This window comes from Streptomyces sp. NPDC043427 (assembly GCF_056436655.1).
Map to the genome: position 1 here is coordinate 97,360 of NZ_JBWKCC010000033.1, position 24,870 is coordinate 122,229.

The following is a 24,870-nucleotide window of genomic DNA, read 5'->3' on the forward strand; positions in this document are numbered from 1 at the left end:
CATGCCGAATTCCGGGCAGGGGAGGGCCCGAGAAGGGAATTCGCGCAGGGAGGGATGGCGCTCAGGGGCGCGTCAACGCGTCAGCAACAAAGGGTGCGACAGCTCATGAGTATGATGCTCCTGTCTTCGGGCAACGCCTGTCAACATTCGGAGTTTCTGAATTAATTCAGCTTGGGCGAGGTGCCCAGGGGATCCCGGTAGAGCACATCCAGAACCACCGATCCACCCGCCACGGCGAGCACGGAATCCGGGAAACTGGTGGGCGAAACCGATGCCGCCCGCTCCGGCCCGACCGCCTCGCGCAGCGCGGCCAGGCAGTCCTTCCGGTGCAGGACCCCGACCTCGGTGACGACGACCGTCTCCGGATTGAGCACGTCGAGGAGCAGCCCCACGGCCCGCCCCACCATCCGCGCCCGCTCCACGAGCAGCCGTACGGCCACCGGGTCGCCGGCCGCCGCCGCGGCGAGCACATGCATCGGGTTCACGCCCTCGATGACGCCCGCCTCGCGCGCCCGCCGGCACAGCGTCCGCTCGCTCAACTCGACCTGGAGGCAGCCGACTCGCCCGCACGCGCACGGCTCCGTACCGCCGCCGAGCGGGAGATGGGCGATGGCACCCGATTGCGAGCGGGGCCCGTGGTGCACCTCGTCGTGGGTGGCGAACGCCGCGTCGACCACGTTGCCGACGAACAGGTGCAGCACGCTGCCACTGCCCCGCACCCGCCCGAACAGCCGCTCGGCGTTGACCAGGGCCCGCGCGTGCCCGTCCACATGGACCGGCAGCCCGGTGCGGGCACGGACCACCTCACGCACCGCCACGTCCCGCCAGCCGAGCAGCGGATGCTCGACGATGGTGCCGGAGTCCCGGTCCACCCAGCCGCCCGCGGCCACCCCCACGCCCAGCGGCCGGCTGCCGGGCGCCTCGGCGAGCAGCGCGCACAGCCCGTCGGCGGCCCGCGCCAGCACCTCGCGGGGATCGGTGCGCCCGTGCTGCAGCCGCCGTTCGACCAGCACCCGGCCCCGCAGATCCAGCAACGCGACGGTGGTGTACGGCACCGCGATGTGCACCCCGCCCACCACGAACCGCGAGTCGTCCAGCTCGACCGGCACATGCGGCCGGCCCACCCCGTTGGAACGCCGGGGCGCGGCGGCCTCCCGGACGAGGCCGAGCTCCGTGAGCCGGGCGCAGTGGTCGGTCACCGATGCCGGGGACAGCCCGGTCACCCGGGCGATGGTGCTGCGCGCCACCGGCCCGTGCTCGAGGACGGAGCGCAGGACGACACTGGCGCTGGTGCGCCGCCGGCCGGGGTCGGCGGCGCGGGGGACGGGGGACATCAGGGTGGTGGATGCCGCGGTACGGGGCATGGGAATCTTCCTCGGGGCCGGTCCGACACTGCGCCGTCTTGGGAGATGAGGCGCCTCGGATCGACTCCGCCCGCCTCACACCTTCTTGAGGTCTCGCGGACGGCGACAGGCGGCCGCGCCGACGCGCCGCAGGTCGACGTGTCGACGCGACGAGAAGTTCCGGGCCTGGGCAACCATGCGCACGAAGGTAGCGAAAGGGCCCACCGCTGCCCAGACGGCGTCCGACGGGCGAGACGGCGGCCGAGAAGGCTTTGGTGGAACCCCACAGTCCGGGCCGTCAACTCCCGTGTGACGAGGGCGTCGCCACCTCAGTGACCGGCGTCACGCCATACCGCGTGTAACCAGCACTCTTTGTCCGGAGCCCACCAACTCGCCGTTCCACCCTTTGTCGAGCGCTGACGGTGATCGACGCGAGGACGCTGGGATAGCGTCACCGTGTCCCCAACTGCCCTCACCCTCGCGGAGTCCCCATGAGCACCGCCGCCGTCACGTCGATTCGCCCCGGACAGGTCCTCGCCGACCTGCTCCCGGCCTCCCGGGTCCGGGACGTCGCCCTGGTGGCCGGCGGCGCCGCGCTCACCGGCCTCGCGGCCCAGATCTCCGTCCCCGTGCTGGGCTCCCCGGTGCCGGTGACCGGCCAGACCTTCGCCGCGCTCCTGGTGGGTACGACGCTCGGCGCGGGCCGCGGTTTCCTGGCGCTCGCCCTGTACGCGCTGGCGGGCGTCGCGGGCGTGCCGTGGTTCGCGAGCGGCACCTCCGGCGCGAGCGCCGTCTCCTTCGGCTACGTCCTGGGCATGATCCTCGCGTCCGCCGCCGTGGGTGCCCTGGCCCGCCGCGGCGCCGACCGCAACGTGTGGCGCATGGCGGGCACGATGCTCGTGGGCGAGGCGATCATCTACGCGGTCGGCGTCCCGTACCTGGCCTACGCCGCCGACATCTCCGCCTCCGCCGCCGTCGCGGCCGGCCTCACCCCGTTCCTGATCGGCGACGCCCTGAAGGCCGCCCTGGCGATGGGCCTGCTGCCCACGGCCTGGAAGCTCACAGACCGCTGATCCCGTAGTTCCTGCAGAAGAGGTTCGCCGGGTCGTACTGCGACTTCACCCCGGCGAGCCTCTTCGCCGTCTCCGCGTCGTACAGCCCCTCACCCCGGTCACCGGCCCCGAACGCGAAGTTGAGGGCCCGCCCGAGGGTGTCGGGTGCGAGCAGCGCGAACGCCGGATCGAGGATCTCCCGGGCCGCATGCCGGTCCCCGACGGTCAACACCCGCACCAGGAACCGCCCGTCGCGGTACGGCACCGCGTTCGACGCGCCCCGCGCCAGCGCCCCGCCCAGGTGGTTGACCTGGACGACGCACATGGCGTCGGCGTCCGGCCCGGTACGCGCGAGCAGCTCGGAGGCCCTGTCGACGTTCAACTCGCGCAGCACCGCACTGTCCCCGTAGTAGGAGTGCGGGAAGTCGGGGTCGCTGTGAATGGTGTGGCTCTCGGCGTACGGCATCTCGCGCAGTGAGTCGGACAGCACCGGCCCGATCTCCCGCAGGGGCGCGACCAGCCGCTCGCCGTCGGCGCCGGTGTACGCGACGCGCACGGAGACGACGTAACGCCCGCGCAGGTGCGGCGGCAGCGCCGGGATGTCCGGGTACGGTACGGCGGCGAAGGACGAGGTCAGATCGTCAGGCACGGTCCGCGTCCACTCCTCGTACGCCCGCAGCACGGCCGCCGGATCGACCTGCCGTCCGTCGAACGCGAGCGATCCGCCGTAGAGCCGTCGCACCGGTACGAGAGCGATCTCCAGCTCGGTGACGATCCCGAGGGTGTGGCCGCCGCCGAGAAGGGCCCAATAGAGGTCGGGCTCGGATTCCGGTGTGACGTGCCGCAGTGCACCGTCGGCGGTGACGACGTCGAGGGAGCGTACGTGGTCGGCCGCGTAGCCGAACTCGCGGGCGAGGATGCCGAGTCCGCCGCCCAGCGTGTACGACACGGCGCCGACCGAGGGGGCCGAGCCGTTGAGCGGCGCCAGACCGTACGGCTCGGCGGCCGCCACGACCTGCCCCCAGCACACGCCCGCCTGCACGCGGACGGTACGGGCGTCGGGATCGACGGTCACCCGGTCCATGCGGCGGGTGGTGACGAGGACGCCGCCCTCCGAGGCGCCGGGCAGACCGTGCCCGGTGGCGTGGACGCCGACCGGGAGGCCCCGCTCGGCCGCGTACCGCACGGCGGCGACGACGTCGGCGGGGGAGGAGGCGGCGACCACGAAGGCGGGCCGTTGGGTGAACCCGGTCTGGAACCCGGCGAGTTCCTCGTCGTACCCGGGCTCCCCGGGGCGGAGGACGAGCAGACCGGCGGTGTCGGTGAGGGAGTCGTTGAGGGCCATGAGGGCGATGGTGGCCGCATAACCTGACAGGCACCGTCAGGTTATGCGGCGCGTTTTTCGGTCCGCCGGCTCAGCCCTCCTGTCCCTGCGGCCGCCGACGCGACCACCACACTCCGGCGGCGCCCGCCGCGACGAGGGCGGCGCCGGTCGCGCCGAGCGGCAGGACGTCGCGCCTGGCGCCGGTCTCGGCGAGTTGGTCACCACCGGGTGCCACGGGCTTGTTGTCGGTGCCGAGGAGCAGGGGGGTGGCTGGGGCGTTCGGTGACGGGTTCGTCGTACCGAACGGCACCGGGCCCTGCTGCCAGAACGTCTTCTTCCCGTCGGCCGTCTGCACCGGCACACAGATCTTTCCGGTCTTGCCCAGATCGAACGTGGCGTCGACGTCGTACGACTTCGACTGGCCGGCCGCAAGATTGTCGATGGGGCAGGAGAAACCGCTGTTCGAACCCTTGGGGAGATTCTTTTCTTCGATGGGTGAGCAACCCTGAACGTTTTTGACCGTCAGGCCGTCGAAACCAACGACCAAAAGCCTGATCTTGCCGCTGTCCTTGGCCCCTTCATTCTTCACCGTGGCGGTAATCGCCGTCTCCTGGGACTTGTTGTCGACCGAGATCCGCTCGGGCAGGAGCGTGGTCAGCTTCACGCCCGCCGGGGCCTCGTCAACGGGCTTTCCCCCCTTGCCACTCGAAGGACCCTTGTCGTCGGCGCCGGCGGTGCCGGAAAGGATCATCACCGCCGAGAAAGATGCCGCGACCAGCGAACCCGTGATGGCCGTCGTGCGACGAGAACTCATGTTCACTTCCCCCTTGCTTCCCCCTGACTGCGCCTGAATTCGCAGTACTTGAAGAGCTACCACAAGATTTATCGGCACTATGCTGATACGCCTGGAAGTGTGACCATTGTGTGCCGATGAGGTCTGTTCGGAGAGTCGTAGAGGGGGTGCAGCGCATTGCCGGGAGACACGGGGAATACGAGGGGCGGCGGAGTTCCGGGGCGACTGGTGACCGGCCGCTACCGGCTGGTCGAAAGTATCGGCCAGGGAGGAATGGGGCGGGTGTGGCGAGCGGTCGACGAAATACTCGATCGTCTCGTCGCCGTCAAGGAAATGCGCATCGACGGCCTGGACGCGGAGGACACCCGCACCCGCCGCGAACGCGCCCTGCGCGAGGCGCGGGCCACGGCGCGCATCGACCACCCCAACGTCGTGCGGGTCTACGACGTCGTCGACGAGGGCGAACGCCTGTGGATCGTCATGGAGCTGGTCCACGGGCGCTCCCTGGAACGGATCATGGCGGAGGACGGCCCTCTGGGCCCGCCGGACACGGCACGGATCGGTCTTGAACTGGTCGCGGCGCTGCGGCAGGTGCACGCCGGGGGAGTCCTGCACCGGGACATCAAGCCGGGCAACGTCCTCGTCGAGAGCGAGGGCCGCCAACGGGTCGTCCTCACGGACTTCGGCATCGCCGCGATCGAGGACACGACCGCGCTCACCATGGTCGGCATGCTGGTCGGCTCCCCCGACTACATGGCCCCCGAACGTGTCTCCGGCCGCCCCCAGGGCCCCCCGTCCGACCTCTGGTCCCTCGGCGCGACCCTCTGCGCGGCCCTGACCGGCCACTCCCCCTTCTCCCGCGACACCACCCTCGCCACCCTGCACGCGGTCCTCTACGAGCAACCCGAACTCCCGCGGAGTGCGGGACCTTTGAGCGACGTCCTGGCAACCCTCCTGGAGAAGGACCCGTCGTCCCGCCCGGCCTTGGGGGACCTGGAGGAGACGTTGTGGGCTGTGGCCTTCCCTACGCCTACTCCGACGGTGGTGGTGGATGGGGCGGAGGTCGCGATTACGGGTGGGGACGAGGTCTCGGCCGACGCCCGGGCCTGCGAGGGGGAGGCCGATGGGCCGGGAGGGGCGGCCAAGCGGGGTGCGGGTACGGCGACAGGGGGACCAGGAACGTCGGTAGAGGAGCCGGGCGTTGGGGCTGCGGGACGGGGAGCGGCTGCTGGGGAGCGGGAAGAGGCGGCCGGGGAGCAGGCCGAACCGGTAGGGCAACCTGAGCCCCCGCGTGGGGCGATGCCGGAAGCGCCGGCGGCTGGAGGGCCAGGGACGGCGGCTGCGGACGCATCCGAGCCTGCTTCGGGGCCCGAGCCGCCGCAGGACGCGGTGCCACCGCCGCGTTCCACACCCGACGAGGCGAAGACGCCCACGGGCTGTGCTGCCGACAGGGAGTCAGAGAGCCGTGCCTGGGGGTCCGCAGCTCACGATGCCGACCGGGAGCCCGCAGACCAGATCGCCGTCCAGGGGCGTGCCGGCGACGCCCTCGACCGGGAGCCCGCCCGTAACGCCGCTGTCGGGGAGCCCACTGGCCGAGCGGCCGACCCGGAGCCGCCCCTCAGCTCGTCCACCGGCGTCACCCTCAGCTCGTCCACCGGCGTCACCCCCAGTTCCTCCGGCGGAATCGCCACCAGTTCCTCCGGCGGAATCGCCACCAGTTCCTCCGGCGGAATCGCCCCCAGCGTCTCGACCGAAGCTGCCTCCAGTACCCCCACGGAAGCTGCCTCCGAGGCCCTTTCGGACGTGCCGGTCGGTAACTCTGCCGCGGCCGTGCCGGACGCTGGTTCCGGCACCCCGGGCGGCAGCTCTGCCAGGGGCGTGCCCGAGGTTCGGTCGGGGGCGCGGGCCGGTGGCTTACCCGGGGTCCCCGACCCCCGCTCGGCCGTCCGGGCGGACGCGCCGACCGCACCGGCCCCACCCCGCCGCTCGCCCGGTGTTTCCCTCTCGCGGGCTCAGGCAGTCACCGAGGAGCGGCCCGCTCCCGGGCCGCGGCCCACTCTCGAGATCCGCCGCGCGCCGTATCCTCGCCCCGATGTGGGAGGGCACGTCGGCGAGCTCCCCGGCCCCGCCGTACCCGTCACCCCCGGCACCACCGCCCCCGCCCGCAACCCCCGCCGTACCGCCCTGCTCGCCGCCGCAGGCGTCCTCACCGCCGGTGTGGTCGTCGCCGTCGTGCTCGCGTCGGCGCCGGGGAAACCGGACGGGACCAGGGCGGGCCCCGCCCCACAGAGCACTGTCACCGCACCGTCCGCCGCCTCCTCCGGCACCGACAGCGCCCCGAACTCCACTCCCACCCCCAGTCCCACCTCCACCCCCTCCTCCACCGTCGAAGGCACCTCCAGGCCCCCGAGCCTGCCGCCAGGTGCGCATCCGGAGGCCGGTGGGTTCGCGTGGGCCACGCCCAAGGGGTGGCGACGGGACGTGAAGACGGGAGCGGAGGTGCACTACACGTCACCCGACGGCACACAGGAACTCGTCGCCAAGTCCTCCCTCGCCCGTGGCGATCTGATGGAGACCTGGGAGACCTCGGAGGAGAACGCCCACCAGGGGCAGGCGTACCGCAAGATCCGCCTGGACGAGACGACGTTCCGGGGCCACCCGGCTGTCGTCTGGGAATACACCTTCACCCTCCGCGGCACCCCCTGGCACGCCCGGCTGCTCGGCTTCAACGCGAGCGGGAAGTCGTATCAGGTCAATACGTGGTACCAGCCGGCCGTCGAGCCCGAGGCCCTCAAGACCTATGACAGGGTCAAGGACAGCTTCACCCTGCTCTAGACGGCCGCCATGGCTGTCACGGCTGTCACGGCCGCCCACGACAAAGGGCCCCACGGTGTCACCCACCGCAGGGCCCCGCCGAACCGTTCGCGCTAGTCCCGCGCCTCGACCGAGGCCTGGGTCGCCGCCCCGGCCTGCGCGACCTCGCCCTTCGAACCGAGCTTCTCCTTCGCGAAGGCGATCACCAGCACCACCCCCGCGACAAGCAGCGACAGCAGCACCGTCTCGCGCCCGTCATGCTCCGTGTCCGTGAGCATGTAGCCGAGGACGAACACGATCAGCGCGGCCGTCGCCCAGGTCAGGTACGGGTACAGCCACATCTTCACGACCAGCTTCTCCGGCGCCTCGGCCTGGATGATCTTCCGCATCCGTAGCTGCGAGAAACAGATGACCAGCCACACGAACAGGGCGACCGCACCACTGGAGTTCACCAGGAAGAGGAAGACCGAGTCCGGGAACTTGTAGTTGAAGAAGACGGCCACGAAGCCGAACACGACCGACGAGACGATCGCGGCCATCGGCACACCACGGGACGTGGTCTTCGCGAACACCTTCGGCGCGTCACCGCGCTCACCGAGGGAGAAGGCCATACGGGAGGCCGTGTACAGGCCGGAGTTCAGACAGGACAGCACCGACGTCAACACGATGAAGTTCATGATCTGACCGGCGTGCGCGATACCGAGGGAGTCCAGCGCGGCGACGTACGAGCCCTGGTCCGCGATCGACTTGTCGTCCCACGGCAGCAGGGTGACCACGACGAAGATCGACCCGAGGTAGAAGACGCCGATACGCCAGATGATGCTGTTGGTCGACTTGGTGACCGCCCGCTGCGGGTCCTCGGACTCACCGGCCGCGAGGGTCGCGATCTCGCTGCCCATGAAGGAGAAGACGACGAGCAGGACGCCGGTGAGGATCGCACCGGGCCCGTTGGGCAGGAAGCCGCCGTGGTCGGTGAGGTTGCCGAGTCCGGCCTTGTCGCTGTCGACGCCCGGCAGCACACCGAAGACCGCGAGCCCGCCGACCACGATGAACGCACCGATCGCCACGACCTTGATCCCGGCGAACCAGAACTCGAACTCGCCGTAGGAGCCGACGGAGACGAGGTTGGTGGCGGTCAGGACCACCATCACGATGAGCGCCCAGCCCCACTGCGGTACGGCGGGTATCCACCCTTCGAGGATCTTGGCCCCGGCGGTCGCCTCGACCGCGAGCACGACGACCCAGAAGAACCAGTACAGCCAGCCGATGGAGAAACCGGCCCAGCGGCCCAGCGCGCGGTCGGCGTGCGCCGAGAAGGAACCCGACGTCGGGTTCGCGGCGGACATCTCGCCGAGCATCCGCATCACCAGCACCACGAGCGTGCCGACGAGGGCGTACGACAGGAGGATGCCGGGGCCCGCTGTCGCGATGCCCGAGCTGGAGCCTACGAAGAGGCCGGCGCCGATGACACCACCGATGGCGATCATCGACAGATGACGGTTCTTGAGTCCTGCCTGGAGTCCGGAACCGGGATCGCCGGGTCCTCTGGGTCCTTCAGGGCCGTTTCCGGCCTTCGTCAGGGTCGGCTGCGAAGTCATGGGACGGTTTTCCTTTGCGCCGGGTGAGCTGTCTCCCGTACGAGCGGTGTACGAGTCGGTCCAGTGAAACGGAGGCCAATGATTTCGTGAACCTTTGATTCACGATCGTTACTTGAGGTTTTCCTGAGCTTTCTCGCCACGGCCCATCATTTCGAGACATGGAACCCTGGGCTGCTTCCCCGCAACACGCATGTCACACTCGGACCATGCGCGTGTATCTCGGTTCCGACCATGCCGGCTTCGAACTCAAGAACCACCTCGTGGAGTGGCTCAAAGAAGCGGGCCATGAGCCTGTCGACTGCGGGCCCCACATCTACGACGCCCAGGACGACTACCCGCCCTTCTGCCTCCGCGCCGCGGAGCGGACGGCCGCGGACCCCGACGCCCTCGGTGTCGTCATCGGCGGCTCCGGCAACGGCGAGCAGATCGCCGCGAACAAGGTGAAGGGCGTCCGGGCGGCCCTGGCCTGGAGCGAGGAGACCGCCTCGCTCGGCCGGCAGCACAACAACGCCAACGTCGTCGCGGTCGGCGCGCGCATGCACACGCAGGACGAGGCGACGACGTTCGTCGAGACCTTCCTCAACACCCCGTTCTCGGGTGACGAGCGTCACATCCGCCGCATCGACATGCTGGCGGAGTACGAGACGAAGGGCGACCTCCCGCCGATCCCGGCGCACCACCCGCAGCAGTAGTCGGTTCTTCGAGGCCCGCCCGGCGACGGACAGTCACGGGCGGGTGGGGTGGGAAAGGAAGAGGCCAGGTGCCAGAGGGGCACACGATCCACCGACTCGCGCAGGACTACGCCACCCGCTTCACCGGCGCGGCCAGAGTCACCAGTCCGCAGGGCAAGTTCTCCGACTCCGCCGCCCTCCTCGACGGCAGTCGCCTGCACACCGCCGACGCCCACGGCAAGCACCTGTTCCTGGGCTTCGCCGAGTCCTGGATCCACATCCACCTCGGCCTCTTCGGCAAGGTCACCTTCGGCGCCGCCCCCGCGCCGCCGCCCACGGACACCGTCCGCCTCCGCCTCGCCAACGACACCGCGTACGTCGACCTGCGCGGCCCCACCACCTGCGCCCTGATCACGACCGCCGAGAAGCAGGCGATACACGACCGCCTCGGTCCGGACCCCCTCCGCCCGGACGCCGACCCACACGCCGCGTACCGCCGGATCTCGCGCAGCCGTACGACGATCGCCGCCCTGCTGATGGACCAGAAGGTCATCGCCGGAGTCGGCAACGTCTACCGCGCCGAGGTCCTCTTCCGACACCGCATCGACCCCTACCGGGCCGGCAAGGACATCACCCAGGCCGAGTGGGACGCGATGTGGGCCGACCTCGTCGCTCTCATGCGCGAGGGCGTGCGCCACAACCGCATCGACACAGTCCGCCCGGAACACACCCCGGAGGCGATGGGCCGCCCGCCGCGCGTCGACGACCACGGCGGCGAGGTGTACGTCTACCGCAGGGCCAACCTGCCCTGCCACATCTGTGGCGGCGAGATCCGCACCGCCGACCTCGCCGCCCGCAACCTCTTCTGGTGCCCGGCCTGCCAGGAGGACCAGTAGGGCTTGGGCAGGTGCATTTGTCGGTGGCGTGTCCCGGCCCGTCAGAACATGTGCGGCAGCCAGGGTGCCACCCAGGACCCGAACCCCACCGACGCCTCCGCCAGCGCCCCCGGCCGCACCTCGCGCACCCGCCCGGCCGCCGCCAGCGAGCCCAGGCTCACACCGCCCAGGTACGCCGCCCCCAATTCCCGTACCGACAGGACGAGATCGGCCGCATCCGTCGTACGGGAGCAGGAGGCGCCCTTCGTGTCGCCGCTCAGCCGCCACCGGCCCGTGTTCCAGGGGCAGAAGGCGTCCTCGACCTCGAACACCACGTCCACCGGCGCCTGATAGGTGCGCGCCTCCAGCGCGGCGCCCAGGTCCACCAGCCGCACGTGCAGCGCGTCCCGCACTCGAATCCCGCACCGCCGGATGTCGGACACCATCTGCAGCCACGGCTCGTCCGTCGGCCGCCCGCGTGCGACGAGCGTCGACGTCAGGTCGATGTCGAACAGGAACCGCCACAGCGCCGCGTGCGCCGCGGGGTCGAGCGCCTCGGTGGAACTCACCTCGACTTTGCCGTTGGGCCCGTTGGTGTCCCAGGCCGGTTTCACCCGGAACCGGACGTAGCCCACGACCTCGCCGTCCCGTTCCGCGACCACGCACTGGAGCGGTGACGCCCCGCCCCTCTCGCTCTCCGGATCGAGCAGGAAGAGCTGCTCCCAGCCGGGCAGCCGCTCCACCATCCCCGGCCGCTCGGACACCTTGCGCGCGTACACCGCCTCGCACGCGTCGAGCACCTCGGCGGGTGCCGCGTAGCGAAGGCGTACGTCGTCCGTGCCGGGCGGCACCGTCAGCCGGACCCGGCTGGTGTCGACCTCGGTGTTCACGTGGTGCGTGGCGACGCCGTACCCGAACCGCCCGTAGATGGCCGGCTCGGACGCCGTCAGCACCGCGAGGGGCCAGCCCCACGCGCGGACGTCGTCCAGTTGCCGCCGCATCATCGACGTCAGTACCCCGCGTCTGCGGTGCGTCGCGGCCACGCTCACCATCGTCACGCCCGCCGCGGGCACCGAGACACCGCCCGGCACGGTCAGCCGGAAGCTGAACGCCCCGGCCGATCCCACGCACACATCGCCGTCCCACGCCCCGAGTGAGCGGTCGAACTCGGTGAGCGCGCGCCACAGCTCGCGCTCCTCCGACGACTCCGCGACTCCGCCGAAGGCACGGAGCAAGTTGTCGTACCACTGGTCCCAGTCGTCCGGCCGCAGGACCCGCAGGTCGGCGGCGAGGTCGGTCGCTTCAGTCCCCATGCACCATGCCTACCAGCACTTTGTCGGGACGAGCGAGGCAATTTTCCCGGTGCGACCGTGTGACGGCGCTCCGTGAAGTTCACTGTGAAGTTGAAACTCGGACGGGGGACAAGTGGGACCTCCCGTGCCAAGCAGCTGGTCCGATGGATAGGGTCCCGAACTAATGGCAGCAGGACGAGAGCGGCGCGCGGAGGCCGACACGTTCACGGCCCGGTTGAAGCACCAGCTGCACCGGGCTCGAACCGGCATGCGCAGAAGCGCAGTCGACTACTTCCGCGGGGACGGCTCGGACTGGATCGCGCTGGCCGGTCTGCTCATCACCATCCCCCTCATCGCGGCCACCACACTCGCCAACTCGGTGTGGTGCTCACCGGCCGCGCTGGTCCTCCCCATCGTCGCCGGCGGCCTGCTGCTGCGCCCGGCCAGCCTGCTCGGCCTGTACGCGGCGGCGGCGACGGCGCTGATCGTGGAGTCGGTGCAGCTGGGCCCGTACACACAGGGGCCCTCGCGCGTCACCCCGGGCGTCGTGCTGGTCGTGGCCGCCTGCGGGTTCTTCGGCCTGCTGATCGCGCAGTTCCGCAGCCGGGTCGGTGTGCCCTGGCGGCGGGGCGGCACGATGCTCTTCGACCTGCGCGAACGCATCCGGGTGCAGAGCAAGCTGCCGCAACTGCCGCAGGGCTGGCACCGCGAGATGGCGCTGCGGCCGGCGGGGGGTCAGTCGTTCTCCGGTGACTTCGTTGTCGCGGCCTGCACGAACGGCGGGCGCACCCTGGAGGTCGTCCTCACGGACGTGTCCGGCAAGGGCATGGACGCGGGATCGCGCGCGCTGCTGCTGTCCGGCGCGTTCGGGGGCCTGCTGGGCTCGCTGCCGCCCCACGCCTTCCTCCCGGCCGCGAACGGCTACCTCCTGCGCCAGGACTGGGACGAGGGCTTCGCGACCTCCATCCACCTGGTCCTGGACCTCGACTCCGGCGACTACGAGCTGTACTCCGCCGGTCATCCACCGGGCCTGCAGCTCAGCGCGGGCAGCGGCCGCTGGGAGGAGAAGGCCGCCGAAGGGCCCCTGCTCGGTGTGTACGACGGCGCCCAGTTCGATCCGGTGAAGGGCTCACTGCGCCCCGGCGACGTGTTGATGCTGTTCACGGACGGGCTGGTGGAGACCTCCGACCGTGACATCGTCGAAGGCATCGACCGCCTCACCGGTGAAGCCGACCGCTATGTCGCCGGCGGCTTCCACGGCGCCGCCTGGCACCTCATCGAGGCGGTGGCGAAGGACGTCAACGACGACCGGGCGCTGCTGCTGATCTGCCGCGAGGGGCCGACGGCCCATATGTCGATGCGCTGAAACGGCCTGTGCCAGGAGACACTGGCCGTGTGACCGACTCGCCCCGAACCACCCTCACCCTCGCCGAAGTCGAGGCCGTCGCCCGCACCGCTCACCACGGCCAAACCGACAAGGCGGGCCGCCCCTACGCCGAACACCTCCACGCCGTGGCCGAAGGGGTCCGCGTGCGCGGTGGCGACGACGAGCAGATCGCCGCGGCCTGGCTGCACGACTCCGTCGAGGACAACGCCCTGTCGGAGCGGTGGTTGGAGGAAGCGGCCCTCACCCGCCGTACCAAGGACATCGTCCTCGCCCTCACCAAGCGCACCGGCGAATCCCCCGAAACCTACGCGGCCCGCATCCTCGACACCCCGGGCGCCCTGCTCGTGAAGGAAGCGGACCTCGCCCACAACGCGAACCCGGACCGCCTGGCGATCCTGGACGAACCGACCCGCAACCGCCTGACCGAGAAGTACGCGCGGATGCGCGCACTCCTCGGAGTCACAGCACCGGACACCCGCTCCGCGCCTAGGGCCTCTCGTTTGGATCATGCCGGACTCGTGGGTCCGGCCTGATCCAAACGATAGACCCTAGGCGTTGACCTTCTCGCGGCGCTCAGTGGCCGCTCCGGTCTTCTCGCGCTCGCGCGCGACCTCCGCGGCGTCCCGCTTGAAGGCCCAGTCCATCTTCGGCTCCATGGCGAACCGGAACACCCGCTGGACCGGCTTCGTGCACAGCAGCGTGACGACCGCACCCGCCAGCACGGTCACGAACACCTCACCGAGCGGCCGGTGCAGCCAGTCCTGGTCGAACCAGCCGGTGTAGTCGCCGCCCTTCACCAGGAACCCGTGCAGCAGGTAGCCGTACAGGGTGCCCGCGCCCAGCGCCGTGAACCACATCCGGCGCCCCGGCACCCATGCGAAGAAGCACGCGGTCAGCACGAGCGAGCAGCCGAACATCGCGAGGACCATGACCGGCCCGACCCACCAGGGCGAGTTCAACTCCTGCGCGGAGTCACGGTGGTAGAACCACCCCGCGTTCATCCGCGGCACCGCCCACCAGGCGAAGGCCAGCGCGACCGCGAACACCGGCACGGCCGCGATGCGCGCGGAACGGCGGCGCACCAGCCGGAAGTGCTCGGGCTTCATGGTCAGACCCAGCACGAAGAACGGCAGGAACTGCAGGACACGCTGGAGGTCGAGGTCGTCACCGATGTTCGGTGTGGCCGACGCCAGCATGGCGATGCCGAGCGCGAGCGGCAGCGGCCAACGGACCGTCTTCCACAGGGGCGTGGTCAGCCGCCACACGAACAGCGCGCACAGGAACCAGGTCAGGTACCACGGGTCGAGAAGGCTGATGTCCTGGTCCGGCGCGTCGTCGACGACGCGCTTGAAGAGCGGGTAGGCCGTCTCGAAGACGATGTACGGCACGGCGACACCGGTGACCAGCCGCTTCACTCGGCTCGGGCTGGCGTCGAAACTCCGTGAGAAGAAGCCGGAGATGACGATGAACGCCGGCATGTGGAAGGCGTACACGAACATGTACGTGGCCTGCAGAACCCGGCTGTCGTCCTTCAGGGGCTCCCAGGCGTGGCCGATGGCCACCAGCACGATCGCCAGGTACTTGGCGTTGTCGAAGAACGAGTCGCGCTGTTTGTTCTGCTTGTTCTGCTTCTGTGGGTTTTGGGGTGAGCGTGGAGTGGGCACTCCTGATGTCGAGGAGTGCTGTGGGGGGAGTGGCGCTCTGTTGCGGCCGTTGGGCTGTAGCGAGTTCGTCACAGATCCTCCCACCCCGTCTCCGGGGAGAAGATCCGAGACCTCGTTGCGTGTGTGGGGGGCGAGGCGGCGTGGAACATCTGAGGCACCCTAGCGTTGTCCGTGGCTTTCCGTAAAACGCCCTGCGCAATTCATGGTTATCGGTCTCGGGTACCCCGTCTTAACAAACTCGATCCCGTTGTCGGGGTGATGGCCCACACACTGCCTGCCGCCGATCCAGGCCCCCATGGGCGCCCTTGATGTCGCGATTCATCCTGACTAATTGGTGCATAAGACCAGCGGGCGATGTGTCCCCGATGTGGCCATGTCCGCAATTCGAATTACCTGCGAACGCGATGTGTGGACATGGAAAGGATCCCTGTTAATTCCCTGTGCGGGTGCACGGTCGAATTAATGTGCGGCACACCGCAGTTGAGTCCCCGAACAGTTCCCTGTCACCGGCCGGCGCGGCCGGATCCGGTGAGAGTGTGACCAACGATGCGTCACGGGCCGCATATGCGAGCCGGGTTGGTGGCACGATGGTTCTGGCGGGGGTGTGCTGGCTGGGCATCCCCGGGCCGGGAGAGCGGACCGACCTAGGGTGTGATCAGTTGTGGCCATTTCTCTGTCAGTGGTGCTGCTGTTGGCGATCATCCTGGTGGTGCTGATCAGAGGTGGGTCGATCAAGGCGGGACCCGCCATCGTCGCCATCCTCTTCGGCTTCTTCCTCGCCTCGACGGGCATGGCCCCGTCAATCAACCGCTTCCTCAACTCGCTAGCGGAAACGATCAACTCGATCAGCTTCTGACACCCACCGGCGGTCGCCCCGGGCGCAGCACGCACGGAAACGACTCGGGGCCGGGTCGGAGGACTGACCTCCGACCCGGCCCCGAGTCGTACAGAGCGGGCGACGGGAATCGAACCCGCGTAGCTAGTTTGGAAGACTAGGGCTCTACCATTGAGCTACGCCCGCACACAGCGCGCCACGGCTCGGTGACCGCGGCACTGCAGGCATCGTAGCGGGTCGACCCCGCTCGTCGCACACCGCATTCCCGCACGCGCCGGAGTGCGCCCGGTGCTCGCCAAATGCGGCGGCCTCACTGCCTGCGGGCATGTACCCTACGTGTCGCACCAGACGGGGTGTGGCGCAGCTTGGTAGCGCGTCCGCTTTGGGAGCGGAAGGCCGTGGGTTCAAATCCCGCCACCCCGACCATCGACCGGCCATACCGGTCACCCACGCGATCACCTCGCTTGATCGCCTTTGGGGCGTTCCGTGGCTGCGGTTACTATGCAAGCTGCGCGCCCGTGTGTCTCGTCCACTGGAAGTACTCCACTGGAAGTCCTCCGGGCGGCGAAATCCGCCGGACCAGTCTGGCCCCGGCAGAAACCAAGAAGTCAGCCACAAGGAGACCGAACCGTGAAGAGCGCCGTGGAGACCCTGAACCCGACTCGGGTTCGGCTCACTGTCGAGGTGCCCTTCGAGGAGCTCAAGGACAGCCTCGACGCGGCGTACAAGAAGATCAACCAGCAGGTCACGGTGAAGGGCTTCCGCAAGGGCAAGATCCCCGCCCGGGTCATCGACCAGCGGTTCGGCCGTGGCGCCGTGCTGGAGGAGGCCGTCAACGACGCCCTTCCGAAGTTCTACACGGAGGCGGTCAACGAGGCCGAGATCGACGTCCTGGGCCAGCCCGAGGTCGACATCACCGAGCTGAAGGACGGCGAGACGCTGAACTTCACCGCCGAGGTCGACATCCGCCCGTCCCTCGAGATCCCGGACTACTCCGGAATCGAGGTCGAGGTCGACGCCGTCGAGGTCACCGACGAGGACCTCGAGAAGTCGGTCGAGCAGCTCCGCGAGCGCTTCGCCTCGACCTCCCCGGTCGAGCGCGCCGCCGAGGACGGCGACACCGTCACGGTCGACCTGCAGGCCAAGGTCGACGGCGAGGTCCTCGAGGACGGCGTCGCCGAGGGTGTCTCGTACACCATCGGCTCCGGCGAGCTGCTCGACGGCATCGACGACGCCGTGAAGGGCCTGGAGGCCGGTGGCGAGGCCACCTTCACCTCCGAGCTCAAGGGCGGCTCGGCGGCCGGCAAGGAGGCCGAGGTCACCGTCAAGGTCACCCAGGTCGCCGCCCGGGAGCTCCCCGAGCTCGACGACGAGTTCGCGCAGCTCGCGTCCGAGTTCGACACCCTCGAGGAGCTGAAGGCCGACAGCCGCAAGCGCCTGGAGAACATGAAGCAGTACGACCAGGCCACGCAGGCCCAGGAGCGTGTCCTGGAGAAGCTGCTCGAGCTGGTCGAGGTCCCGGTCCCCGAGAAGCTGCTCGAGGACGAGGTCAACACCCGCAAGCACAACCTGGAGCACCACCAGCTCGGCCAGATGGGCCTCGACCTGGCGAAGTACCTGGAGATCCAGGGCAAGACCGCCGAGGAGTTCGAGACCGAGACCCGTGAGGCCGCGGTCAAGGGCATCAAGACCCAGTTCGTCCTCGACGAGCTGGTCAAGCGGGAGAAGCTCAACGTCAACCAGGAGGAGCTCACCGAGCACCTCATGCGCCGTGCCGCCTCCTCCGGCATGTCCCCCGACCAGTTCGCCCAGGCCGTCGTCGAGGGCGGCCAGGTGCCCCTCCTCGTCGGCGAGGTCGCTCGCGGCAAGGCCCTGGCCCTGGTCGTCGAGTCCGCCACGGTGAAGGACACCAACGGCGAGGTCATCGACCTGGACGACGAGGAGGAGGAGGGCTCCGCCGAGGAGACCACCGCCGCCGAGGCGCAGGCCGAGGACAAGGGCGAGGGCGACGAGAAGGCCGACGCCTGATCCTCGCGTCACCGCTGACATAGGGCTGACATAGGTACGAGGGGCCCTGGGGCAATCAGCTCCGGGGCCCCTCGTCGTACGCCAGGGGCAGCGCCCAGGGGCGCGGGGAACTGCGCGATCAGCCACTGCGGACCCGCGGTGGCCCACGACGCAGAGGCACCCCCTCGCTACGCCCCCGGCGAACAGTCCCCTCTCCGGGATTCCCCGAAGGGACGCGCGCGTTAGGGTCCATGAATACGAGGGCAGTGGAGTCCCCGAACGGCTCCAGCCCCGCAGGGAAACGTGAGACGGCCCGGCGCCGTCGTAAGACGAGCAGGTGGATACGTGACGAATCTGATGCCCTCCGCCGCCGGCGAGCCTTCCATCGGTGGTGGGCTCGGCGACCAGGTCTACAACCGGCTGCTCAACGAGCGGATCATCTTCCTCGGCCAGCCGGTCGACGACGACATTGCCAACAAGATCACCGCGCAGCTGCTGCTCCTTGCCGCCGACCCGGACAAGGACATCTTCCTGTACATCAACAGCCCCGGCGGCTCGATCACCGCCGGCATGGCGATCTACGACACCATGCAGTACATCAAGAACGACGTGGTGACCATCGCCATGGGCCTCGCCGCCTCGATGGGACAGTTCCTGCTGAGCGCGGGCACGCCGGGCAAGCGCTTCGCGCTGCCGAACGCCGAGATCCTGATCCACCAGCCCTCCGCGGGCCTGGCGGGCTCGGCCTCCGACATCAAGATCCACGCCGAGCGGCTGCTGCACACCAAGAAGCGCATGGCCGAGCTCACGGCCCAGCACACGGGTCAGACCATTGAGCAGATCACCCGTGACTCGGACCGCGACCGCTGGTTCGACGCGCATGAGGCCAAGGACTACGGCCTCATCGACGAAGTGATGGAAACGGCCGCAGGCATGCCGGGCGGCGGCGGTACCGGGGCCTGACCCCAGCAGAGGGCTGAAACGCCCCAGCACAGCCCCCAGCCGACCGCCTCAGCCCCTAGGAGACAGACAGTGAACGACTTCCCCGGCAGCAGCCTGTACGACCGTACGAGCGCCGAATACACGGGTCCCATGGCCGAGTCCCGTTACGTCATCCCGCGCTTCGTGGAGCGCACCTCGCAGGGCATTCGCGAGTACGACCCGTACGCGAAGCTCTTCGAGGAGCGCGTGATCTTCCTCGGTGTGCAGATCGACGACGCCTCCGCCAACGACGTCATGGCGCAGCTGCTGTGCCTGGAGTCGATGGACCCCGACCGGGACATCTCGGTCTACATCAACAGCCCCGGCGGCTCCTTCACGGCGCTCACGGCGATCTACGACACGATGCAGTTCGTCAAGCCCGACATCCAGACGGTCTGCATGGGCCAGGCGGCCTCCGCCGCCGCCATCCTGCTCGCCGCCGGTACGCCGGGCAAGCGGATGGCGCTGCCCAACGCGCGCGTGCTGATCCACCAGCCGTACAGTGAGACGGGCCGGGGTCAGGTCTCCGACCTGGAGATCGCCGCCAACGAGATCCTGCGGATGCGTGCGCAGCTCGAGGAGATGCTGGCCAAGCACTCCACCACGCCGATCGAGAAGATCCGCGAGGACATCGAGCGCGACAAGATCCTCACGGCCGAGGACGCCCTGTCGTACGGCCTGATCGACCAGATCATCTCCACCCGGAAGATGAACAACGCCGACGTCCGCTGACGCGGACGCGCGCAGTATCTGCCGCCCTTGGCGCGGCTCGGCACGTGCCCGACAAGGTGCACGTCAAAGTGAACCGTGCCAAGGGGGGCCCGAACGGGGGGCCAGGCAAGGTACCGTCGGACATAAGGCAGCACCAGGAGCCGCTGGACCTAGGCGTCTCCCAGGCGAAGGGGAAGCACACCGTGGCACGCATCGGTGACGGCGGCGATCTGCTCAAGTGCTCGTTCTGCGGCAAGAGCCAGAAGCAGGTCAAGAAGCTCATCGCAGGGCCCGGTGTGTACATCTGCGACGAGTGCATCGACCTCTGCAACGAGATCATCGAGGAAGAACTCGCGGAGACGAGCGAGGTCCGCTGGGAGGAACTCCCGAAGCCCCGCGAGATCTACGAGTTCCTCGAGGGCTACGTGGTCGGCCAGGAGGCGGCCAAGAAGGCCCTCTCCGTCGCGGTGTACAACCACTACAAGCGGGTCCAGGCCGGTGAGAACGGCGGCGGTCAAAGCCGCGAGGACGCCATCGAGTTGGCGAAGTCCAACATCCTCCTGCTGGGCCCCACGGGCTCCGGCAAGACCCTCCTCGCACAGACGCTCGCGCGCATGCTGAACGTCCCGTTCGCCATCGCCGACGCGACGGCGCTCACGGAGGCGGGGTACGTCGGCGAGGACGTCGAGAACATCCTGCTCAAGCTGATCCAGGCGGCCGACTACGACGTCAAGAAGGCCGAGACCGGGATCATCTACATCGACGAGATCGACAAGGTCGCGCGCAAGAGTGAGAACCCGTCGATCACGCGTGACGTCAGCGGCGAGGGCGTACAGCAGGCCCTGCTGAAGATCCTGGAGGGCACCACGGCCTCGGTGCCGCCCCAGGGCGGCCGCAAGCACCCGCACCAGGAGTTCATCCAGATCGACACGACGAACGTCCTGTTCATCGTGGGCGGTGCCTTCTCGGGCCTGGAGAAGATCATCGAGTCCCGGGCCGGCGCCAAGGGCATCGGCTTCGGTGCGACGATCCGCTCCAAGCGCGAACTGGAGGCCAAGGACCAGTTCGAGGACGTCATGCCCGAGGACCTGGTCAAGTTCGGCATGATCCCCGAGTTCATCGGCCGCCTCCCCGTCATCACCTCGGTCCACAACCTAGACCGCGAGGCCCTCCTCCAGATCCTCGTCGAGCCCCGCAACGCGCTGGTGAAGCAGTACCAGCGCCTCTTCGAGCTCGACGGCGTGGAGCTGGACTTCGAGCGTGAGGCCCTGGAGGCCATCGCCGATCAGGCCATCCTCCGCCAGACCGGCGCGCGCGGTCTGCGCGCCATCATGGAAGAGGTCCTGATGTCGGTGATGTACGAGGTCCCGTCCCGCAAGGACGTGGCCCGCGTCGTCATCACCGCCGACGTCGTCCACTCCAACGTGAACCCGACCCTGATCCCCCGCGACGCCCGCAACGGCCGGGGCCCGGGCGAGCAGAAGACGGCGTAACCGCCGCACGTGCACCAGCGAAGGGGCCCCGGTCGACCGACCGGGGCCCCTTCGCCGTGCAGTTGAGGTGCCGTGCAGTTGAGGCGTCAGGCCTTCACGCGGACTTCCTCGCGCATCTTCGTGGTGATGTCGATCGCGGACTCCTTGGTGATGCTCTTGGTGTTGTCACCGGGGGAGACCATGGCGATCGTGCTGTAGTCGGACCACACGCAGAACCAGTCGGTCGACTTCTTCTTGGTGAGGTTGTTGGTGCCCTCGGCCGCCTGGCACTTCATGACCGCGCCGTCGATGTCGGCCTCCTCGGGCTGGCCGACCAGCTTGGTCTGGGACTCCGTGCTGCTGGAAGAAGAGCCGGACGAGCTGGAGTTGCTGGCCTCGATCTGCTTCTGGATCGCGGCGAAGTACTTGTCCAGGGCCGTCTCGGGGTCCGCGATCTCGCCGTAACCGCCCACCATGGTCACGCCCCTGGCCGTGAGCAGCTCGCTCTTGCTGGGGATGTCCTCGGGGTCGGGGTTCTGCGGGTCGTAGTCGCCGAAGTCGGCAGTGGAGTACTGCCCGATGACGGCCTTGCCGTTCTTGACGCCGCTGGTCTCCAGGTACTTCACGGTGTCCGCGTCCGTGCTCTCGCCGCCCTTGCCGACCCGCTTGTACTCGCTGAGCACCGTCGCCGGCGTGTCCAGCTTGTGTGCGCCGTCGTCCGACAGGCCGCCGCCCCCGCCGCCCCCGCCGATCACGAAGTACGCGCCCACACCGATCGCGGCCACGACGGCGACCGCGCCGATGATCAGACCGGTCTTCTTCTTCCCGCCACCCGGCGCCGGCGGCTGGGGCACGCCGTACTGGGGCTGGCCGTACGGGGCCTGGCCGTAGGGCGGCGTGGGCTGCTGTCCGTACGGCTGCTGCTGGCCGTACGGGTTCGGCTGCTGCGGAGGGGCGCCCTGCGGGGACTGCTGCGGGTAGCCGTAGCCGGGCTGGGCAGGAGGGGGCTGCTGGGGGTAGCCGTAGCCGGGCTGAGGGGCCTGCGGCGGCTGGCCGTAGGGGCCCGGCTGGCCGTACGGTCCGGGCTGCTGGGGCTGCCCGCCGTACGGGCCCGGCTGGTTGTGACTCATTTCTGGGTTCCCCTCCAGATGCTTATGTGTTTCAGACATCCTGGCGCAGACGCAGCGTGCGCATGCCATCGGGGGTGGGCCCGTTACAGAACAAACGCGTTTCGGGACTGTGCCGTGACACCTCTAAACTGAGCCCGTGACCGAGAACGCTCAGCAGCAGCCACCAGCGCCCGACACCGAACTGCCGACCCAGTACGCGCCGGCCGACGTAGAGGGGCCGCTGTACGAGCGCTGGGTAGAGCGTGGTTACTTCGAGGCGGACGAGAAGAGCGACAAGCCTCCGTACACCATCGTCATCCCGCCGCCGAACGTCACGGGCAGCCTGCACCTCGGGCACGCCTTCGAGCACACGCTGATCGACGCCCTCACCCGCCGGAAGCGGATGCAGGGTTACGAGACGCTGTGGCAGCCCGGCATGGACCACGCCGGCATCGCGACCCAGAACGTCGTCGAGCGCGAGCTCGGCAAGGAGGGCAAGTCCCGCCACGACCTGGGCCGTGAGGCGTTCGTCGAGCGTGTCTGGCAGTGGAAGGGCGAGTCCGGTGGGCAGATCTCCGGCCAGATGCGCCGCCTGGGAGACGGTGTCGCGTGGTCGCGTGAGCGCTTCACCATGGACGAGGGCCTTTCCCAGGCCGTCCAGACCATCTTCAAGCGGCTCTACGACGACGAGCTGATCTACCGCGCCGAGCGCATCATCAACTGGTGCCCGCGCTGCCTGACGGCCATCTCCGACATCGAGGTGGAGTACCAGGACGACGACGGCGAGCTCGTCTCCATCAAGTACGGCGAGGGTGACGAGACGCTCGTCGTCGCCACCACCCGCGCCGAGACCATGCTCGGTGACACGGCCGTCGCCGTTCACCCCGAGGACGAGCGGTACAAGCACCTGGTCGGCAAGCTGATCAAGCTGCCGCTGACCGACCGCTCCATCCCGGTTGTCGCCGACGAGCACGTCGACCCCGAGTTCGGCACCGGCGCCGTCAAGGTCACCCCGGCGCACGACCCGAACGACTTCGAGATCGGCCAGCGCCACAACCTGCCGTCCCTCACCGTCATGGACGAGCACGCCGTCATCACCGCCCACGGCCCCTTCCAGGGCCAGGACCGGCTCGAGGCCCGGTCGGCGATCGTCGCGGCCCTGCGCGCCGAGGGCCGGATCGTCGCCGAGAAGCGGCCGTACGTCCACAGCGTCGGCCACTGCTCGCGTTGCAAGACCACCATCGAGCCGCGCCTGTCCATGCAGTGGTGGGTCAAGGTCGGCCCGCTGGCGAAGGCGGCCGGTGACGCCGTCCGCGAGGGCAAGGTCAAGATCCATCCGCAGGAGATGGAGAAGCGGTACTTCGACTGGGTCGACAACCTCCACGACTGGTGCATCTCGCGGCAGTTGTGGTGGGGCCACCGCATCCCGGTCTGGTACGGCCCCGAGGGTGAGGTCGTCTGCGTCGGCCCCGACGAGCAGCCGCCGAGCGGCGAGGGCTGGCGTCAGGACACCGACGTCCTCGACACCTGGTTCTCCTCCGGCCTGTGGCCGTTCTCCACGCTCGGCTGGCCCGAACAGACCGAGTCGCTCGCGAAGTTCTACCCGAACTCCGTCCTGGTCACCGGCTACGACATCCTCTTCTTCTGGGTCGCCAGGATGATGATGTTCGGCCTGTACGCGATGGACGGCACCCCGCCGTTCCACACCATCGCCCTGCACGGCATGGTCCGCGACCAGTTCGGCAAGAAGATGTCGAAGTCCTTCGGCAACGCGGTCAACCCGCTGGACTGGATGGACAAGTACGGCAGCGACGCACTGAGGTTCACGCTCGCCCGCGGCGCCAACCCCGGTGTCGATGTCCCGATCGGCGAGGACTGGGTCCAGGGTTCCCGCAACTTCGCCAACAAGATCTGGAACGCGACCCGCTTCGCGCTGATGAACGGCGCGACGATCGAGGGCCCGCTGCCGGACGCGTCCGCGATGGCGGCGACCGACCGGTGGATCCTGTCCCGCCTCAACTCCGTTGTCGCCGAAGTCGACGCGTTCTACGAGGACTACCAGTTCGCCAAGCTCTCCGACGCGCTGTTCCACTTCGCGTGGGACGAGGTGTTCGACTGGTACGTCGAGCTGTCGAAGACCACGTTCGCCGCCGGCGGTGAAGCCGCCGAGGTCAGCAAGCGGGTCCTGGGCGAGGTCCTCGACGTGACGCTCAAGCTCCTGCACCCGGTCGTCCCGTTCGTCACCGAGACGCTGTGGACCACGCTGACCGGCGGCGAGTCCGTCGTCATCGCCGAGTGGCCGAAGGACAGTGGCTTCCGGGACGCCGACGCCGAGCGCGAGATCGAGACGCTCCAGTCCGTCATCACCGAGGTCCGCCGCTTCCGCGCCGACCAGGGCCTTCAGCCCGGCCAGCGGGTTCCGGCCCGTCTGGAGCTGGGCGGCACGGCGCTGGCCCCCCACGAGGCGGCCATCCGCCAGCTGCTGCGCCTCCAGCCCGAGGGCGAGAGCTTCTCGGCGACGGCGACCCTGCCGGTCGCCGGGGCGACGGTCGCGCTGGACCTCTCCGGCACGATCGACGTCGCCGCGGAGCGCAAGCGGCTGGCGAAGGATCTGGCGGCCGCGGAGAAGGAGAAGGCGCAGGCCACGGCGAAGCTGGGGAACGAGGCGTTCCTCGCGAAGGCGCCGGAGAACGTGGTGGACAAGATCCGCGGGCGGCTCGCCAAGGCGGACGAGGACATCACACGGATCCTGGCGCAGCTGGAGCGGCTGCCGCAGGCGTGAGCGCGCAGCCCGGGGGGCAAGCGGGGGGGGGGGGGGGGGGGGGGGGGGGGGGGGGGAGAGAAGGGGGGAGGGGGGGGGGGGGGGGGGGGGGGGGGGGGGGGGGGGGGGTGGCGGGGGGGGGGGGGGGGGGGGGGGGGGGGGGGGGGGGGGGGGGGGGGGG

The 24,870-nt window shown here is 69.4% G+C and carries 19 protein-coding genes and 2 tRNA genes; 13 read left to right on the forward strand and 8 right to left on the reverse strand.

Translation table 11 applies throughout. The features are described 5' to 3' along the window. Positions 1 to 161: 161 nt before the first annotated feature. Positions 162 to 1,364 carry an ROK family protein gene (locus tag AC067M_RS37400; RefSeq protein WP_478701478.1) on the reverse strand — a complete coding sequence of 401 codons (1,203 nt, stop codon included), beginning with the start codon at positions 1,362 to 1,364 and terminating at the stop codon, positions 162 to 164. 470 nt (positions 1,365 to 1,834) lie between these two features. Between AC067M_RS37400 and AC067M_RS37405 the strand changes: the two genes are divergently transcribed. Then, the gene (locus AC067M_RS37405) at positions 1,835 to 2,416 is read left to right on the forward strand and encodes a biotin transporter BioY (RefSeq protein WP_478701479.1); all 582 of its coding nucleotides are present in this window, start codon (positions 1,835 to 1,837) and stop codon (positions 2,414 to 2,416) included. On the opposite strand, the gene AC067M_RS37410 is transcribed toward AC067M_RS37405, so the two are convergent. Beyond that, the gene (locus AC067M_RS37410; RefSeq protein ID WP_478701480.1) at positions 2,403 to 3,740 is read right to left on the reverse strand and encodes an FAD-binding oxidoreductase; all 1,338 of its coding nucleotides are present in this window, start codon (positions 3,738 to 3,740) and stop codon (positions 2,403 to 2,405) included. The two genes, AC067M_RS37405 and AC067M_RS37410, sit on opposite strands and share 14 nt — an antisense overlap. A 70-nt stretch (positions 3,741 to 3,810) precedes the next feature. Further along, positions 3,811 to 4,533: a hypothetical protein gene (locus tag AC067M_RS37415; protein ID WP_478701498.1), complete on the reverse strand. Its 723-nt coding sequence runs from the start codon at positions 4,531 to 4,533 to the stop codon at positions 3,811 to 3,813. A 252-nt stretch (positions 4,534 to 4,785) separates the two neighbouring features. Between AC067M_RS37415 and AC067M_RS37420 the strand changes: the two genes are divergently transcribed. Next, positions 4,786 to 7,347, forward strand: coding sequence for a serine/threonine-protein kinase (locus tag AC067M_RS37420; protein WP_478701499.1), 2,562 nt, complete (start codon positions 4,786 to 4,788; stop codon positions 7,345 to 7,347). A 92-nt stretch (positions 7,348 to 7,439) separates the two neighbouring features. Here AC067M_RS37420 and AC067M_RS37425 read toward each other — a convergent pair whose 3' ends face one another. Next, positions 7,440 to 8,924, reverse strand: a complete 1,485-nt coding sequence (locus AC067M_RS37425) for an amino acid permease (RefSeq protein ID WP_478701481.1) — start codon at positions 8,922 to 8,924, stop codon at positions 7,440 to 7,442. A 206-nt stretch (positions 8,925 to 9,130) separates the two neighbouring features. Between AC067M_RS37425 and AC067M_RS37430 the strand changes: the two genes are divergently transcribed. Next, entirely contained in the window at positions 9,131 to 9,616 is a 486-nt protein-coding gene (locus AC067M_RS37430) for a ribose-5-phosphate isomerase (RefSeq protein WP_478701482.1), read from the forward strand. 68 nt (positions 9,617 to 9,684) lie between these two features. Continuing rightward, on the forward strand, positions 9,685 to 10,491 hold the full coding sequence (locus tag AC067M_RS37435) for an Fpg/Nei family DNA glycosylase (protein ID WP_478701483.1): 807 nt from the start codon (positions 9,685 to 9,687) through the stop codon (positions 10,489 to 10,491). A gap of 41 nt (positions 10,492 to 10,532) precedes the next feature. Here AC067M_RS37435 and AC067M_RS37440 read toward each other — a convergent pair whose 3' ends face one another. Then, the gene (locus AC067M_RS37440; protein WP_478701484.1) at positions 10,533 to 11,783 is read right to left on the reverse strand and encodes a GNAT family N-acetyltransferase; all 1,251 of its coding nucleotides are present in this window, start codon (positions 11,781 to 11,783) and stop codon (positions 10,533 to 10,535) included. A gap of 163 nt (positions 11,784 to 11,946) precedes the next feature. On the opposite strand from AC067M_RS37440, the gene AC067M_RS37445 reads away from it, so the two are divergent. Beyond that, complete coding sequence (locus AC067M_RS37445) at positions 11,947 to 13,128, forward strand: SpoIIE family protein phosphatase (protein WP_478701485.1); 1,182 nt, start codon at positions 11,947 to 11,949, stop codon at positions 13,126 to 13,128. A gap of 29 nt (positions 13,129 to 13,157) precedes the next feature. Next, positions 13,158 to 13,682 (forward strand): HD domain-containing protein, encoded by a 525-nt coding sequence (locus tag AC067M_RS37450; protein WP_478701486.1) that lies wholly within the window; start codon positions 13,158 to 13,160, stop codon positions 13,680 to 13,682. A 15-nt stretch (positions 13,683 to 13,697) separates the two neighbouring features. Here the strand turns inward: AC067M_RS37450 and AC067M_RS37455 are convergent, their stop codons facing one another. Continuing rightward, entirely contained in the window at positions 13,698 to 14,813 is a 1,116-nt protein-coding gene (locus AC067M_RS37455) for an acyltransferase family protein (RefSeq protein WP_478701487.1), read from the reverse strand. Positions 14,814 to 15,474: 661 nt separating this feature from the next. Here AC067M_RS37455 and AC067M_RS37460 point away from each other — a divergent pair. Beyond that, positions 15,475 to 15,669 carry a hypothetical protein gene (locus AC067M_RS37460; RefSeq protein ID WP_478701488.1) on the forward strand — a complete coding sequence of 65 codons (195 nt, stop codon included), beginning with the start codon at positions 15,475 to 15,477 and terminating at the stop codon, positions 15,667 to 15,669. 94 nt (positions 15,670 to 15,763) lie between these two features. On the opposite strand, the gene AC067M_RS37465 is transcribed toward AC067M_RS37460, so the two are convergent. Beyond that, positions 15,764 to 15,834, reverse strand: a tRNA-Gly gene (locus tag AC067M_RS37465). A 163-nt stretch (positions 15,835 to 15,997) separates the two neighbouring features. Between AC067M_RS37465 and AC067M_RS37470 the strand changes: the two genes are divergently transcribed. The 5 genes from AC067M_RS37470 to clpX all read left to right on the forward strand — a co-directional run bounded on the left by AC067M_RS37470 (position 15,998) and on the right by clpX (position 20,840). Continuing rightward, positions 15,998 to 16,074 (forward strand) — tRNA-Pro (locus AC067M_RS37470). A gap of 204 nt (positions 16,075 to 16,278) precedes the next feature. Then, positions 16,279 to 17,676: a trigger factor gene (gene tig, locus AC067M_RS37475; RefSeq protein ID WP_478701489.1), complete on the forward strand. Its 1,398-nt coding sequence runs from the start codon at positions 16,279 to 16,281 to the stop codon at positions 17,674 to 17,676. Between the two features lie 336 nt (positions 17,677 to 18,012). Continuing rightward, complete coding sequence (locus AC067M_RS37480) at positions 18,013 to 18,618, forward strand: ATP-dependent Clp protease proteolytic subunit (RefSeq protein ID WP_478701500.1); 606 nt, start codon at positions 18,013 to 18,015, stop codon at positions 18,616 to 18,618. Positions 18,619 to 18,687: 69 nt separating this feature from the next. After that, positions 18,688 to 19,368: an ATP-dependent Clp protease proteolytic subunit gene (locus tag AC067M_RS37485; RefSeq protein ID WP_478701490.1), complete on the forward strand. Its 681-nt coding sequence runs from the start codon at positions 18,688 to 18,690 to the stop codon at positions 19,366 to 19,368. Positions 19,369 to 19,550: 182 nt separating this feature from the next. Continuing rightward, positions 19,551 to 20,840: an ATP-dependent Clp protease ATP-binding subunit ClpX gene (clpX, locus tag AC067M_RS37490; RefSeq protein ID WP_037675920.1), complete on the forward strand. Its 1,290-nt coding sequence runs from the start codon at positions 19,551 to 19,553 to the stop codon at positions 20,838 to 20,840. 86 nt (positions 20,841 to 20,926) lie between these two features. On the opposite strand, the gene AC067M_RS37495 is transcribed toward clpX, so the two are convergent. Beyond that, positions 20,927 to 21,949: a hypothetical protein gene (locus AC067M_RS37495; protein WP_478701491.1), complete on the reverse strand. Its 1,023-nt coding sequence runs from the start codon at positions 21,947 to 21,949 to the stop codon at positions 20,927 to 20,929. Between the two features lie 136 nt (positions 21,950 to 22,085). Between AC067M_RS37495 and AC067M_RS37500 the strand changes: the two genes are divergently transcribed. Continuing rightward, positions 22,086 to 24,710, forward strand: coding sequence for a valine--tRNA ligase (locus AC067M_RS37500; RefSeq protein ID WP_478701492.1), 2,625 nt, complete (start codon positions 22,086 to 22,088; stop codon positions 24,708 to 24,710). Positions 24,711 to 24,870: the final 160 nt, after the last annotated feature.

Coding starts and splice junctions, on each gene's coding strand:
- AC067M_RS37400 (WP_478701478.1), bottom strand. CDS start 1,364: ATGCCCCGTACCGCGGCATCCACCACCCTGATGTCCCCCGTCCCCCGC.
- AC067M_RS37405 (WP_478701479.1), top strand. CDS start 1,835: ATGAGCACCGCCGCCGTCACGTCGATTCGCCCCGGACAGGTCCTCGCC.
- AC067M_RS37410 (WP_478701480.1), bottom strand. CDS start 3,740: ATGGCCCTCAACGACTCCCTCACCGACACCGCCGGTCTGCTCGTCCTC.
- AC067M_RS37415 (WP_478701498.1), bottom strand. CDS start 4,533: ATGAGTTCTCGTCGCACGACGGCCATCACGGGTTCGCTGGTCGCGGCA.
- AC067M_RS37420 (WP_478701499.1), top strand. CDS start 4,786: ATGGGGCGGGTGTGGCGAGCGGTCGACGAAATACTCGATCGTCTCGTC.
- AC067M_RS37425 (WP_478701481.1), bottom strand. CDS start 8,924: ATGACTTCGCAGCCGACCCTGACGAAGGCCGGAAACGGCCCTGAAGGA.
- AC067M_RS37430 (WP_478701482.1), top strand. CDS start 9,131: ATGCGCGTGTATCTCGGTTCCGACCATGCCGGCTTCGAACTCAAGAAC.
- AC067M_RS37440 (WP_478701484.1), bottom strand. CDS start 11,783: ATGGGGACTGAAGCGACCGACCTCGCCGCCGACCTGCGGGTCCTGCGG.
- AC067M_RS37445 (WP_478701485.1), top strand. CDS start 11,947: ATGGCAGCAGGACGAGAGCGGCGCGCGGAGGCCGACACGTTCACGGCC.
- AC067M_RS37480 (WP_478701500.1), top strand. CDS start 18,013: ATGCCCTCCGCCGCCGGCGAGCCTTCCATCGGTGGTGGGCTCGGCGAC.
- AC067M_RS37495 (WP_478701491.1), bottom strand. CDS start 21,949: ATGAGTCACAACCAGCCGGGCCCGTACGGCGGGCAGCCCCAGCAGCCC.